The sequence below is a fragment of the Rhizobium sp. 01L410 genome (genome assembly GCF_056400165.1).
The window spans coordinates 169459-184065 of sequence record NZ_JBFTST010000001.1 but is presented as its reverse complement, the minus strand read 5'-3'; the positions used below and the strand labels follow the sequence as shown (position 1 = coordinate 184065).

Below are 14607 nucleotides of genomic sequence, written 5' to 3'. Positions count from 1 at the left end.
CTGCCGGGGCGTCAGCCGCCCCTACGGGCGGCCGGTGTTGCGAAGGGCGGAATGAAGCGCGCATCCGGCCAGGTAACGGCTTCGCGCAGGAAATCGATGACAGCGCGCACGCGCGGCGCCTGCTTCTGGTCCTGGTGGCAGGTGATCCAGTAGCTGCGGTTCAGATCCACCTCGTCAGGCAATACGCGTTCGAGCTCGGGATAGCGGCTGGCGAAGAAATAGGGGAGCACGCAGAGCCCAAGCCCGTTTCGCGTCGCCGTCAGCTGCGCGAAGATGCTGGAGCTCTGGAATTGCGGCTTGATGCGCGGATGGACGTCACCGAGATAATCGAGCCCCGGCGCGAAGATCATCTCCTCGATATAGCTGATGAAGGGATGCGACAGCAGATCCTCACGGCTGACGACCGGGGCGTTGGCGGCCAGATAGTCTCGCGAGCCATAGACCTGCAGATGATAGTCGGTGAGTTTCTCGGCATAATAGGGTCCGCCCTTCGGCTCGTCGAGGATGACGCTGATATCCGCCTCCTTGCGCGACAGCGACATGATCTGCTGGATCGTCACCAGTTCCAGCGACAGATGCGGGTGGCGTTCGGCAAATTGCGGCAGCACCGTCGCAAAGAAGAAATTCGCAAACCCTTCGGGAGCACTCAGCCGCACCACGCCGCGCTGCGCCATGGCACCAGTCGCAAGGTCGGCCCGCAGCCGCTCCGTCTCCTGCTCCATCTTCTCGGCCGTATCAACGAAGCGGTTGCCCATCGCCGTCAGCACATAGCCGCGCGGGTTGCGCTCGAAGAGTTTGACCTTCAGCGCGAATTCCAACCGGTCGATCCGCCGCGAAACGGTGGCATGACTGCTCCGGAGCTGCCGCGCCGCAGTCGACAGCTGCCCGGTTCTGGCCACGGCTAGAAAAAACTGCAGATCGTTCCAAGTAAACTGCGAGGAGTTGGTCATCGAAGGTCCGTGTTGGCCTTAGTCTTTGGTCTAATGCAGCTGCGCGTGATGCGCCGCAGAGAGGCCGGTTTCAGCGCTTTCGGTACGGTTCTGTGCAAAAATGAACAGATACTGTTTGGAATTAATTGTAAACGTCTGGTTGCCTCATCGTGGAAATTCCGTGATCGTGGGCGTTGAGTGGCTGCCTTGAGGAGGGTGGCTCGTCAAATTTGAACAGATCGCGATCTGCCAATCTCTGGGAGGAGAGACTTATGCGAAAGAGCTTCATTGCGTCACTTGCATTTCTTCTGGCAAGCAGCACAGCCGTTTTCGCCCAAAGCGGGGCGGTGTCCGACGGTAAGGTCAAGATCGGCATTCTGAACGATCAGTCCGGCGTCTATGCCGATTTCGGCGGCAAATCTTCTGTCGAGGCCGCCAAGATGGCGGTCGAGGATTTCGGCGGCAAGGTGCTCGATATGCCGATCGAGATCGTCGATGCCGACCATCAGAACAAGCCTGACGTCGCCTCCAATATTGCCCGCCAGTGGTATGATACCGAGCAGGTGGATGCGATCATGGAGCTCACGACATCCTCGGTGGCGCTCGCCGTCCAGGCCGTCGCCAAGGAAAAGAAGAAGATCGATATCGTCACCGGTGCCGCGACCACCGATCTGACCGGCAAGGCCTGCAGCCCCTACGGCTTCCACTGGGCCTATGACACCCATGCGCTGGCGGTCGGCACCGGTGGTGCGCTCGTCAAGCAGGGCGGCGACAGCTGGTTCTTCCTGACCGCCGACTATGCCTTCGGCTATTCGCTTGAGCAGCAGACCGGCGACTTCGTCAAGGCCAATGGCGGCACGATCGTCGGCTCCGTGCGTCATCCGCTGTCCAGTCAGGACTTCTCGTCCTTCCTGCTGCAGGCGCAGTCTTCGGGCGCCAAGGTCATCGGCCTGGCGAACGCCGGCCTCGACACAGCGAATGCCATCAAGCAGGCGGCCGAATTCGGCATCGTCCAGGGCGGCCAGCGGCTTGCCGCATTGCTCTTCACGCTCGCCGAAGTGCACGGCCTCGGCCTCGAAGCGGCCCAGGGCCTGACGCTGACAGAAGGCTTCTATTGGAACCGCGACGATGAAAGCCGTGCGTTCGGCAAGAAGTTTTTCGACCGCACCGGCAAGATGCCGAACATGATTCACACAGGCACCTATTCCGCCGTTCTCCAGTATCTGAAAGCCGTCCAGAAGGCCGGCACGGATGAGACGGAAGCGGTGGCCAAGCAACTGCATGAAATGCCGGTCGACGACGTCTTCGGCCGCGGCGGCACTGTTGGCGCCAACGGCCGGATGATCCATGACATGTACCTGCTGCAGGTGAAGAAGCCCGATGAAAGCAAGGAGCCGTGGGACTACTTCAACGTGCTCGCCACCATCCCGGGCAAAGAAGCCTATATCGACCCCGCCAAGAGCGGCTGCGATCTGGTGAAGTGATCGATGGCGGTTTCCGCACCAGTCAATAATGCGAAGCCGCGGGTGGTGCTTTCCGCCCGCGGCCTTCGCCGGGATTTCGGCGGCTTCACGGCCGTGAAAAATGTCGATCTCGATGTCCATGATGCCAGCGTCCATGCGCTAATCGGCCCGAACGGGGCGGGCAAGACCACGGTCTTCAACCTGCTCACGAAGTTCCTGCAGCCGACGGCGGGCACCATCATGCTGATGGGCACCGACATCACCAGGACGCCGCCCGACCGGGTGGCGCGCATGGGCCTCGTCCGCTCCTTCCAGATTTCGGCGGTCTTTCCGCATCTGACCGTGCTCGACAACGTCCGTGTCGCCTTGCAGCGGCCGAACAATCTGTCGACACAGTTCTGGCGGCCGCTTTCGGCGCTCGACCAGCTGACGGGCAGAGCCGAGCAGCTGCTGGCCAGTGTCGGCCTATCCAAGGAGCGCGATGCGCTGGCCGCCGATCTTTCCTACGGCCGCAAGCGCGTGCTGGAGATCGCCACCACGCTGGCGCTCGATCCCAAGGTATTGCTGCTCGACGAGCCGATGGCCGGCATGGGGCAGGAGGATGTCAGCGTCGTCTCCGCCATCATCCGCGACGTCGCCCGCGATCGCGCGGTGCTGATGGTTGAACACAATCTCTCCGTCGTCGCCAATATCTGCCAGCAGGTGACCGTGCTCCAGCGCGGCGAAATCCTGGCCGAGGGCGATTACGCCACCGTCAGCCAGGACCCGCGCGTGCGCCAGGCCTATATGGGCTCGGAGGAGGGCTGATGGCGGCGCTGCTCGAAATCCAGGGCCTCAATGCCTGGTACGGCGAAAGCCATATCCTGCACGGCATCGACATGACCGTCGGCGAGGGCGAGACGATCACCATCCTCGGCCGCAACGGCGTCGGCAAGACGACGACACTGCGCACCATCACCGGCATCGTGCGGGCGCGGAAGGGCAGGATCAGCTTTGCCGGAACCGACATGATGCAGGTGCCGCTGCACAAGACGGCGCATAAGGGCATCGGCTTCGTGCCCGAAGAGCGCGGCATCTTCTCGACGCTGACAGTTTCGGAAAACCTGCTGCTGCCGCCAGTCGTGGCGCCGGGCGGCATGACCGTCGATGAAATCTACGAGCTCTTTCCGAACCTTTACGAGCGGCGCGCCAGCTCCGGCACAAAGCTTTCCGGCGGCGAGCAGCAGATGCTGGCGATCGCCCGGGTGCTGCGCACCGGCGTGAAGATGCTGCTGCTCGATGAGCCGACGGAAGGGCTTGCTCCCGTCATCGTCCAGCGCATCGGCGAAGTGCTGAAGACGCTGAAGCAGCGTGGCATGACGATCCTGCTCGTGGAGCAGAACTTCCGCTTCGCCAGCCGCATTGCCGATCGGTTTTACCTGATGGATCACGGGCAAATCGTGTCGGAATTCCCGGTTGGGGAACTGCCGCAGCGGATGGATACGCTGCACAAGGTTTTGGGGGTTTAGGGTATGGTTGTGAACCTGAATGAGACCTCCATATCCGCCACCAATACCTCCCTGATCCCTGTGCTTGTCACAGGGATCCAGCAGCGCTGCGTCTGCGGCGCGGAGGACTCTTTTCACGCGAAAGACTTCGCGTGGCTGGATTCCTGTGACAAGCACAGGAATGAGGGATGCGGAGAGGGTGCCGTGACGCCTTTCGCCTACCTCGAGGGGGCGAGCCCATGACCATGATCTTCGGCATCCCCGTCCAGGCGCTTCTCGGCCAGCTCTTGATCGGCCTGATCAACGGCTCCTTCTACGCGCTGCTGAGCCTTGGCCTCGCCATCATCTTCGGCCTGCTGCGCGTCATCAACTTCGCCCACGGCGCGCAATACATGCTCGGCGCCTTCGTCGCCTATCTGATGCTCGCCTATGGCGGCATCGGCTATTGGCCGGCGCTAATCCTGGCGCCTGTGGTCGTCGGTCTGTTCGGCGCGGTGGTCGAGCGGCTGTTCCTGCGGCGGCTCTATGATCTCGATCCGCTCTACGGCCTGCTCTTCACCTTCGGCATGGCGCTGGCGATCGAGGGGACGTTTCGCTATCTTTACGGCTCCTCCGGCCAGCCCTATGCGACGCCCGCAGCACTTGCCGGCGGCACCAATCTCGGCTTCATGTTCCTGCCGATCTATCGCGGCTGGGTGGTCATCGTCTCGCTGGTCGTCTGCATCGGGACATGGCTGCTGATCGAAAAGACCAAGCTCGGCGCCTATCTGCGCGCCGCGACCGAGAACACCACGCTGGTGCAGGTCTTCGGCGTCAACGTTCCGCTGCTGCTGACGCTGACCTACGCGTTGGGTGCCGGCCTCGCGGCTTTCGCCGGGGTGCTGGCCGCGCCGATCTATCAGGTCTCGCCGCTGATGGGCTCGAACATCATCATCGTCGTCTTCGCCGTCGTGGTGGTCGGCGGCATGGGCTCGATCATGGGCGCCATCGTCACCGGCTATGTGCTCGGTATCGCCGAGGGCCTGACGAAGGTTTTCTATCCTGAGGCGTCGAACATCGTGATCTTCGTGATCATGGCGATCGTGCTTCTCATCAGGCCCGCGGGCCTCTTCGGCCGGGATGCGTGACATGACCGAGATCACCGAAACCATCCGCCCGGAAAAGAGCCGTACCGCGCTGTCGGTCCAGGCGGCGTTTCTCGTCATCGGCCTGCTGCTGCTCGTGCTCGCGCCGTTCTTCTTCTACCCGATCTTCCTGATGAAGCTGCTTTGCTTCGCGCTTTTCGCCTGCGCCTTCAATCTGCTGCTCGGCTATACCGGACTGCTCTCATTCGGCCATGCGACCTTCTTCGGTGGCGCCGCCTATTTCACCGCCTATACCGTGAAGTCCTGGGGCTTCCCACCCGAACTCGGCATCCTCACCGGTGTCGCCGGCGCAGCGCTTCTCGGGCTGGTGATGGGCTATCTGGCGATCCGGCGGCAGGGGATCTATTTCGCAATGGTGACGCTGGCGCTGTCGCAAATGTTCTTCTTCTTCTGCCTGCAAGCGAAGTTCACCGAGGGCGAGGACGGCATCCAGTCGGTTCCGCGCGGCCATCTCTTCGGCTTCATCGATCTGAACGATTCCACCAACATGTATTTTTTCGTGCTGGCGGTGTTCCTGATCGGAATGCTGCTGATCTGGCGCTTCATCAACTCGCCCTTCGGCATGATCCTGAAGTCGATCCGCGAAAACGAGCAGCGGGCAATCTCGCTCGGCTATTCCGTCGCCCGCTACAAGCTTGGCGCCTTCGTCATGTCGGCAGCGCTTGCCGGGCTCGCGGGCGCCGTCAAATCGCTGGTCTTCCAGTTCGCGACGCTGACCGATGTTGCCTGGCAGATGTCGGGTGAGGTGATCCTGATGACGCTGCTCGGCGGCATCGGTACGCTGATCGGGCCAATCTTCGGCGCCGGGCTGGTCGTGACGCTGCAAAACTACCTGGCGACCTCGGAATTTCCGGTGACGATCATCACCGGCGTCGTCTTCATGGTCTGCGTCCTGATCTTCCGCCGTGGTATCGTCGGCGAGTTCTATGCGTCGCGGATCGGCCGCATATTGGGCTTTGTCTATCGCCGTTGAGCGGCCGGTGCTGAAGATGGATCGCTACGACTATATCATCATCGGCGCAGGCAGCGCAGGCTGCGTGCTGGCCAACAGGCTGTCCGAAGACCGCAACAACCGCGTGCTTCTGCTGGAAGCCGGTGGCAGTGACAACTACCACTGGATCCACATTCCAGTCGGTTATCTCTATTGCATCAACAACCCGCGCACCGACTGGTGCTTCACGACAGCGCCAGAGGATGGCCTGAACGGCCGTGCGCTGAATTACCCCCGCGGAAAAGTGCTCGGCGGCTGCTCGTCGATCAATGGCATGATCTATATGCGCGGCCAGGCCCGCGATTACGATCTGTGGCGGCAGATGGGCTGCACCGGCTGGAGCTGGGACGACATTCTGCCGTTCTTCCGCAAGTCCGAGGATCACTATCGCGGCAAGGACGAGATGCATGGCGCCGGCGGCGAATGGCGGGTCGAGAAGGCGCGCGTCAAATGGGCGGTGCTTGACGCCTTCCAGCAGGCGGCGAAGGAAGCGGGCATCCCCGTCACCGAGGATTTCAACCGCGGCACCAACGAGGGCTCCGGCTATTTCGACGTAAACCAGCGCTCCGGCATCCGCTGGAATGCCACCAAGGCCTTTCTGCGTCCGGCGATGAAGCGCGGCAATCTCAAGGTTCTGACCAAGGCACAGGTGCGGCGGCTGCTGATCGAGGAAGGCACTGTCACCGGCGTCGAGTTTCAGCATGGCGGCGTCGCCAAGCGTGCCTACGCCTCAAAGGAAACGGTTCTTTCGGCGGGGTCGATCGGCTCGCCGCATATTCTGGAGCTTTCGGGGATCGGCCGCGGAGACGTGCTGCAGAATGCCGGGATCGATGTCGTCAGCGAGGTCAGGGGCGTCGGCGAGAACCTGCAGGATCACCTGCAGCTGCGCCTCGCCTACAAGGTGACCGGTGTTCCGACGCTGAACGAGAAGGCGACGAAGCTGATCGGCAAGGCGGCGATCGGGCTCGAATATCTGCTGCGCCGCTCGGGACCGATGGCGATGGCGCCGAGCCAGCTTGGCATCTTCACCCGCTCGGGGCCGGACAAGGAAACGCCCGATCTGCAATATCATGTCCAGCCGGTGTCGCTCGACAAGTTCGGCGACCCCGTGCATGCCTTTCCGGCGATCACGGCCAGCGTCTGCAATCTGAGGCCGGAAAGCCGCGGTTCGGTGCATGTCTCGAGCCCGGATTTTGCCGCGCAGCCCATCATTGCGCCAAGATACCTCTCGACGGAACGCGATCGCGACATAGCTGTCAGATCGATCAAGCTGACACGGCGGATTGTTGCTCAGCCGTCCTTCGCCCGTTTCAATCCCGAGGAGTTCAAGCCCGGTCCTGCCTATCGAAATGATGAGGAGCTCGCGCAGGCCGCAGGCGATATCGGCACGACGATCTTCCATCCCGTCGGCACTTGCCGGATGGGCGGCGATCGCGACAGTGTCGTCGATCCGCGGTTGAGGTTTCGGGCGCTCGCCAGGCTCAGGATCGCCGATGCCTCGGTCATGCCGTCGATCACCTCGGGCAACACCAATTCGCCTGTCATCATGATTGCCGAGAAGGCAGCCAGCATGATCCTCGAAGACAACAGATAGGAGACGTCAATGGCACGGATCGCGTTTATCGGCCTCGGCAACATGGGTGGTCCGATGGCCGCCAATCTGGTGAAGGCGGGTCATGAGGTGACCGGGTTCGATCTCGCTTCGACGGTATTGAAAGCCGCGGAAGAGAGTGGCGTGAAACCTGCCAGTCATGCGAGCCAGGCGGTCAAGGGTGCCGAGATCATCCTCACCATGCTGCCGCAGGGCAAGCATGTCCTGACGGCCTGGGCCGATATCCTGCAATCGGCCGAGAAGGGCTCGCTCGTCATCGACTGCTCGACCATCGATGTAGAGAGTTCGCGCAAGGCGCATGAGCTGGCGCGTGGCGCCGGCTGCCTGTCGCTCGACGCGCCAGTTTCCGGCGGGACCGGCGGAGCCACGGCCGGAACGCTGACCTTCATGGCAGGCGGATCGGACGAGAGCTTTGCGAAGGCGAAGCCGATCCTCGAGGCGATGGGCAAGAAGATTGTCCATTGCGGCGAGGCGGGAGCCGGTCAGGCCGCGAAGATTTGCAACAACATGATCCTGGGCATTTCGATGATCGGCGTCTGCGAGGCCTTCGTGCTCGCCGAAAAGCTCGGCCTCGAGCATCAGGCGCTGTTCGACGTCGCCTCGACGTCATCCGGCCAATGCTGGTCGATCAATAGCTATTGCCCGGTTCCGGGGCCGGTGCCGGCGTCTCCCGCCAACAACGACTACAAGCCGGGCTTTGCGGCGGCATTGATGCTGAAGGACCTGAGACTGTCGCAAGAGGCAGCGCTCGCCAGCGGCGCCTCCACCCCGCTGGGTGCCGAAGCTGCACAGCTCTACGCCCTGTTCGAAAAACTCGGCAATGGCGGAAAGGACTTTTCCGCCATCATCGAGATGTTCCGCAACAGGGAGTGATTACCGCACCAGCGCCAGCTGCATGCTGGCATCGCCGAGGGTCACATCGAGTTCGCCGGCGGTTGCGATTTCGATCGCTCCGCAGAGCGAGCCTGTCGTGATCACTGCGCCTGCACGCAGTGAGCTGTCCGGGCGGAACGTGTCATTGGCATAATCGACCAGCCAGGTGAGAACGTCGACCTTCACATGCTTGGCGGCCGCGTCGTAGATCGGCTGGCCATTGAACATCACCTTGAGCGGCGTGCCGGTGCAGGTGTCGAGGATCGATCGCGGCATCACCGGGCCGAGCACGTAGCCGAGATTGGCAAGGCGGTCGGCGAGGAACAGTAGCGGGGAAATCTTGCTGCCTTCGGCAACGGCCGTCCAGGACATCTCGACACCGAGATAGGCGTCCGCAATGGCATCGGCGACTTCGGCGCGCGTGTACTTGCCGCTGGTGCGGATCGGCAGATCCTTGCCGAGGCGCACGGCGATCTCAGCTTCGAACTTCGTGCCGGCGACCCAGGGCAGTTTCGCGCCGGAGACGGCTTCGAAATAGGGATGCAGCGGGGCAGTGACCGGCTGATTGTCGGCCGGCATCGAGACCTTCCAGGCGTTGCTGCGAATGCCTTCTTCAGCCGAGAGGAAGTTCTGCGCGTCCATGGCCTGGCGATGGTCGCCGGGCAGCGGGAATTCCGCGGTGGAAGCCTGCTTGCCCGCGTGGCGAAGGCCTGCAAGCTTGGCCGCGAGGGCGCGCGGATCGAAGGTCGAATCTGTCATGGTTTATCCTCCACCTGATGTGTGCGCGCAAACTAGCCGCTCGGGTTAGATGGGGTAAAGGGCGGGCTTGGAAAGACTGTTATTCCGTCAGTGCATACCAGGCGACGCGATAGGCTTCCAAACCTTCTATCGCAAAGGGCTCGAAGCGTGTTTCCTGTGTTGCCGCCGGTTTGACGCCGGTGAGAAGCGAGGCGCCCTGGCTGGTGCCGGTCGAGCCGGGAAGGGCGATCACTGTCCGCTGCGTCAGCGCTGCGAGAAGGATAAGATAGGTGCTGTTTGCGGCAAACGGTCCTTCGACGATCACTGGCCCCTTGGCGCCGATCAGGCCGAGGCAGGCCTCGTTCATCAGCGCCAGATAGAGGCAGGCAGCAGTATAGCGTTCAGCCTCGCTGGCATCGCCGGCATTCAGCCATTGCTTTTCGCGTCCGGGGAAGGGGCCGGAGCCCGGCGCGACATTCGGCAGCAGCATGATCTTGCGGGCGATCACGGCGGGCAGCGCTGCAAGCGCCTCATTTGCTGGCACAGTGCCGATCTCGGCGGAGAGGATTTCGAATTCCCGGCCGCCCATGAAGCGCGAGGAGGGCACGGCGCGGCCATAGGCATCGACATTGGCGAGCGCATCGCGCCGGGGATCGAGATGTTCGAGATCACCACCGACGCCGAAATTGATCACCCAAGTGCCGGTCGAGACGACCGCGAAGGGCGCTTCCCGCGAGACCAGATGCGGCAGCAGCGACGCATTGGAATCGTGAATGCCGCAATAGACGGGCACGGAGGAGCCGATCTCCGCGGCTATCTCCGGACGGACCGGGCCGAGCGCGTCGAAGGCGGAGTGGATCGGCGCCATGAGGCTGCGGATACCGAGCGTATCGACCAGAGAGGAGTATTCACCGTTCCCAGGGTTCCAGAGGTCGGTGTGGCAGCCGAGCGATGTCGCCTCGTTGGCGGCAACACCGGTCAGCCGCGCGGCCCAATATTGCGGATAGGTGACGATGGCCGCGACCTTCGCAAACTCGTCAGGGAAGGCTGTCTTCTGGTAGTGCAGCTGGGCACCGATATTCAGTCCCATGGTCTGGCGCGGCGAGTAGGTCTCGCTGAAGGGCGGGCGGAGCGCCGTGTAGGCGTCGCGGATCGGCTGCGGGTACTCGTGCTCGTAATCCAGCACAGGCATGGCCAGCGTGCCGTTGGCGTCGACCAATGCGGCCGAAGCGCCGTGCGTGGTGATCGAGATCGCGTCGAACCCTGGCGCCTTGGCGAAGCGCTGGAAGGCATCGAGCATAAAGGACCAGAGGGCCTCGATGTCATAATGCGGATAGAGGCCGTCCTTCAGGACGGTGTTCGCCATTCTGGAGACGGCGATTTCCTCGCCGGTCGCCGTGTCGAGAACGACGACCTTGGCGTTGGTCTTGCCGATATCGAGAACGGCGATGCGGCTGTAGTCGGTCATGGCATATGGAAGACGGTGACGAGGTCGCTCTGGACGGGGGAATTGTCAGGATTGGTTTCCATGATATCGCCCATATGCGCCCACCACTTTTTCATGACGGGATGTTCGGGAAGGCTCGCCATCGTGTGATCCACTGGGCGCGTCAGCACGCCGAACAGCACATTCGTCTCGCGGTCGAGATGAATCGAATAGTCGCTGGCACCGGATTTGTGCAGGAGATCAACGAGCTCCGGCCAGATCTCGTCATGCCGCTTGATGTATTCGGCTTCCATGCCCGGATTGAGCTTCATCTTGAAGGCGTGCTTTTCGAGGGTCATTTCGAGCTCATGGCTTTGATGCGGCGGGCGACGATCGGGATGGCGATGGTGATGATCAGCAGCAGGCCGATGAAGATCGACATGACGATGCCGGGTACATTGAGAAGGCCGAGCCCGAAAGTCACGAGACCCATGACGAAGGCGGCAATGACGACGCCGCCGATCGTGCCGGAACCGCCGAGGATCGACACGCCGCCGAGCACGACCATGGTCACCACTTCGAGTTCCCAGCCCTGCGCGATCGAGGGACGCGTGGATCCCAAGCGCGAAGTCAGGCAGACGGCGGCAATGCCGCTCATCACACCGGTCAGCATGAAGAGGATGAATTTGACGCGCTCGACCGGAATGCCGGAGAAGCGGGCGGCGAAGTCGTTGTTGCCGATCGTATAGACCTGACGGCCGAAATTCGTGGCATGCAGCAGGATGGCAAAGAGGATGGCCAGCACGATGAACAGCACGAATTCGAAGGAAAAGACCCAGAAGACATAGCCCTGGCCGAAATAGGCGAAATCGGCGGGGTATTTGCCATAGGCCTGATCGCCGAGAACGATATAGGAAATGCCCCGGAAAAGGCTCATCGTGCCGATCGTGACGACGATCGACGGCAGTTTCAGCGCCGAGACGAGGAAGCCGTTGAAGAGGCCGCAGGCGAGGCCCGTACCGATGCCGATGGCAACGAGACCGGGTGTTCCGACGCCGGCCTGGGCTGCTGCGCCCATGGCCGTCGAGGCAAGCGCGATTATGGCAGCCACTGACAGATCGATCTCACCGGCGATGACCAGCAGCGCCATGGCGAAGGCGATCATCGCCTTTTCGGTGAAGTTGAAGGTGGCGTCCGAGAGGTTCCAGGCATCGAGGAAATAGGGCGAGGCCACGGAATTGAAGATGAAGATCAGCACCGCAACGCCGAACAGCAGCACTTCCCAGCTCGACATGATGCGGCGGAACGGCGTGCCCAGACGATCGGGAATGACGCGTTTTTCAGGTGCGGTGGAAACCGTGCTCATGCTGCCACCTCGATTGGCGTTTCGGCTGCGGCCTTGTCACGCAGGATGATGCGGCCGCGGTTGCGCTCGCGTCTGGCGTTGAAGACGACGGCGAGGATGATGACGGTCCCTGATATCGCCATCTGTGTGAAGGGCGAGATGCCGATAACGGGCAGGGCGTTCTTGATGACGCCGAGGAAAAGCGCGCCCAGCACCGTGCCGACCACCGATCCGACGCCTCCGGCAATCGAGATACCACCGATGACGCAGGCCGCGACGCTGTCGAGCTCGAAGCCGTTCGCAATATCGACATAGGCGACGGCATAGCGCGACACCCAGAGATAGCTTGCAAGACCGGCCAGAGCGCCGGACAGCACGAAAGCCAGGAACTTGGTCCAGCCGGTATCGATACCGGCATAGACGGCCGCCGTCGGATTGCCGCCGGTCGCATAGGCGGAGCGGCCGAACTGGGTGTATTTCAACACCACATACATGATCAGCACGATGATGATCCCGACCCAGCCGAGAACCGGAAGACCGAGGATCGGCGTGCGCGGAACGGAGAGGAAGGTCGGCGTCATCTGGTGGGCGTTGACCCAGGCACCGCCCGAGAGCACGAAGGCCATGCCGCGATAGATGGTGAGCGTGCCCAAGGTCACGACGATCGGCGGTATCTCCAGCGCCCAGACCAGAAAGCCGTTGATGGCGCCCAGGCAGGCGCCGATGGCGATGGCGGCAATGATCAGCACGGCCAGCGGCAGGTCGGGATAGGCAGCATTCATCATCGCGATCGCCATGCCGGTGAAGGCCAGATTGGCGGCGACCGACAAATCGATCGACTTCGTCAGGATCACCGTCATCTGCGCCAGCGCCAGGATGATGAGGATCGAGGTGTCGTTGAAGATACCGGCGAGATTGTCGGGCGTTGCGAAATCGGCGGCGCGCGTCGAGAAGACGCCGATCATCACGACGATGATGAGGAAAAGCAGGGTTTCCCGTTTTCTGATCAGTCTTGCCATGCTTTTCCCTCACGCATTTCCGGTCGCCGCGCGCACCAGCGCCTCAGGCGAAAGCTTGTCGCGGTCGTAGAGGCCGGCCGAAAGGCCTTCCTTCATGACCAGCACACGGTCCGACATGCCGATGATCTCAGGCAGTTCGGACGAGATCATGATGATCGACAGGCCCTCGGCGGCGAGCTCGCTGATGAAGCCGTGGACGGCGGCCTTGGAGCCGATGTCGATGCCCTTGGTCGGCTCGTCGAGGATGATGACCTTCGGCATGGTGGCGAGCCACTTGCCGATGACAACCTTCTGCTGGTTGCCGCCCGACAGCGTGCCAACGGGAACGGAGAGCGCCGCGGCGCGCAGATCCAGCCGCTCGGCATATTTGCGGGCGAGCGCGAATTCGTTGGCCGCCTTCAGGAAGCCCTTGCGCGAGGTGCGCGTCAGCGATGGCAGCGTCATGTTCTGGTAGATCGGCATCGGCAGCGCCAGTCCGTGGCGGCCGCGTTCTTCCGGCACGTAGACGATACCGGCGCGGATCGCGTCGAGCGGCGAGCCGATCGAAATCTCCTGTCCCTCCAGCGTCAGCTTGCCCGACAGGGGCTTGGTGATGCCGAAAAGCGACTGGCAGAGTTCGGAGCGTCCGGCGCCGATCAGGCCGTAGATTCCGAGGATTTCGCCCTTGCGGAGCGTGAAGGTGATATCGCGGAATTCCGTGCGATGACAGTATCTCTCGACGCTGAGAACAGGGGCGCCGATCGCCACGTCGATCTTCGGAAAGGCGTTCTCGACATCGCGGCCGACCATGAGCTTGACGATCGCATCCTGCGGCGTTTCCTTGAGACGCCCGGCGCCGACGGCCTTGCCGTCGCGGAAGACCACAAAATTGTCGGCGATCTCATAGACCTCGTCGAACTTGTGGCTGATGAAGAGGATCGCCTTGCCCTTGGCCTTCAGGCCCTGGACGATGCGGAAGAGATCGTCGATTTCCTTGCGGGAAAGCGCGGCGGTCGGCTCGTCCATGATGACGATCCGGGCCTCGATCGACAATGCGCGGGCGATCGCCACGAGATGGCGCTGCGCGATCGAGAGGTCCTTCAGGCGGATCGTCGGGTCGATATTGCTTTCCAGCGAAATCAGCAGCTCGCGCGAGCGCTCGTTCATCGCCTTCCAGTCGATGGTGCGGAAACGGGTTTTCGGCGCATGGCCGAGGAAGATGTTTTCGGCGACCGTCAGCTCGTCGAAAAGAACAGTCTCCTGATGAATGGCGGTGACGCCCGCGTCGATCGCGGCCTGCGCGCTCGTGAAGCTCACGGCCTGCCCATCGACGATGATTTCGCCTTCGTTGGGGCGATAGATGCCAGTCAGGATCTTGACCAGCGTCGACTTGCCGGCGCCGTTTTCGCCGATCAGGGCGGTGACCTTGCCGGGATAGAGCGCGATGCTGACATTATCGAGCGCTTTGACGCCCGGAAAGATTTGCGAGATGCCGCGCATTTCCAGAATGGCGGGCGCGTCCTTGGGCTCGACAGCCGCGATGGGTTCTTGAAGGGCAGTGGTCATCAGCAAAACCATGAAGAAAGAGAAGCCCGGCGGC

14 protein-coding genes are annotated in these 14607 nt (G+C 62.2%); 7 read left to right on the top strand and 7 right to left on the bottom strand.

Annotation, left to right across the window (positions count from 1 at the left end):
• Positions 1-11: 11 nt before the first annotated feature.
• Positions 12-950, bottom strand: coding sequence for a LysR family transcriptional regulator (locus AC1DV9_RS00845; RefSeq protein WP_477945611.1), 939 nt, complete (start codon positions 948-950; stop codon positions 12-14).
• 251 nt (positions 951-1201) lie between these two features.
• Here AC1DV9_RS00845 and AC1DV9_RS00840 point away from each other — a divergent pair, with 251 nt between their 5' ends.
• From AC1DV9_RS00840 to mmsB, 7 genes are all read left to right on the top strand, one after another.
• Positions 1202-2413 carry an ABC transporter substrate-binding protein gene (locus AC1DV9_RS00840; protein ID WP_112388453.1) on the top strand — a complete coding sequence of 404 codons (1212 nt, stop codon included), beginning with the start codon at positions 1202-1204 and terminating at the stop codon, positions 2411-2413.
• 3 nt (positions 2414-2416) lie between these two features.
• Entirely contained in the window at positions 2417-3199 is a 783-nt protein-coding gene (locus AC1DV9_RS00835) for an ABC transporter ATP-binding protein (protein ID WP_477943213.1), read from the top strand.
• On the top strand, positions 3199-3900 hold the full coding sequence (locus tag AC1DV9_RS00830) for an ABC transporter ATP-binding protein (RefSeq protein WP_477943214.1): 702 nt from the start codon (positions 3199-3201) through the stop codon (positions 3898-3900). The genes AC1DV9_RS00835 and AC1DV9_RS00830 overlap by 1 nt, the downstream gene beginning before the upstream one ends.
• A 218-nt stretch (positions 3901-4118) precedes the next feature.
• The gene (locus AC1DV9_RS00825; protein WP_112514775.1) at positions 4119-5006 is read left to right on the top strand and encodes a branched-chain amino acid ABC transporter permease; all 888 of its coding nucleotides are present in this window, start codon (positions 4119-4121) and stop codon (positions 5004-5006) included.
• A gap of 1 nt (position 5007) precedes the next feature.
• Entirely contained in the window at positions 5008-5997 is a 990-nt protein-coding gene (locus AC1DV9_RS00820; protein ID WP_477945609.1) for a branched-chain amino acid ABC transporter permease, read from the top strand.
• A 16-nt stretch (positions 5998-6013) separates the two neighbouring features.
• A complete protein-coding gene (locus AC1DV9_RS00815) occupies positions 6014-7609 on the top strand; it encodes a GMC family oxidoreductase (protein ID WP_477946342.1) in 1596 nt (531 codons plus the stop codon).
• A 9-nt stretch (positions 7610-7618) separates the two neighbouring features.
• Positions 7619-8500 carry a 3-hydroxyisobutyrate dehydrogenase gene (gene mmsB / locus AC1DV9_RS00810; RefSeq protein WP_477945607.1) on the top strand — a complete coding sequence of 294 codons (882 nt, stop codon included), beginning with the start codon at positions 7619-7621 and terminating at the stop codon, positions 8498-8500.
• On the opposite strand, the gene AC1DV9_RS00805 is transcribed toward mmsB, so the two are convergent.
• From AC1DV9_RS00805 to AC1DV9_RS00780, 6 genes are all read right to left on the bottom strand, one after another.
• Positions 8501-9259: a fumarylacetoacetate hydrolase family protein gene (locus AC1DV9_RS00805; protein ID WP_477945605.1), complete on the bottom strand. Its 759-nt coding sequence runs from the start codon at positions 9257-9259 to the stop codon at positions 8501-8503.
• A 79-nt stretch (positions 9260-9338) separates the two neighbouring features.
• A complete protein-coding gene (locus AC1DV9_RS00800; protein WP_477945603.1) occupies positions 9339-10706 on the bottom strand; it encodes an FGGY-family carbohydrate kinase in 1368 nt (455 codons plus the stop codon).
• Positions 10703-11023 (bottom strand): L-rhamnose mutarotase, encoded by a 321-nt coding sequence (gene rhaM / locus AC1DV9_RS00795; protein WP_477945601.1) that lies wholly within the window; start codon positions 11021-11023, stop codon positions 10703-10705. The genes AC1DV9_RS00800 and rhaM overlap by 4 nt, the downstream gene beginning before the upstream one ends.
• Entirely contained in the window at positions 11020-12030 is a 1011-nt protein-coding gene (locus tag AC1DV9_RS00790) for an ABC transporter permease (protein WP_477945599.1), read from the bottom strand. The genes rhaM and AC1DV9_RS00790 overlap by 4 nt, the downstream gene beginning before the upstream one ends.
• Entirely contained in the window at positions 12027-13028 is a 1002-nt protein-coding gene (locus AC1DV9_RS00785) for an ABC transporter permease (protein WP_477945597.1), read from the bottom strand. Before AC1DV9_RS00785 ends, AC1DV9_RS00790 begins: the two co-directional genes overlap by 4 nt.
• Positions 13029-13037: 9 nt before the next feature.
• Complete coding sequence (locus tag AC1DV9_RS00780) at positions 13038-14573, bottom strand: sugar ABC transporter ATP-binding protein (RefSeq protein WP_477945596.1); 1536 nt, start codon at positions 14571-14573, stop codon at positions 13038-13040.
• Positions 14574-14607 lie beyond the last annotated feature (34 nt).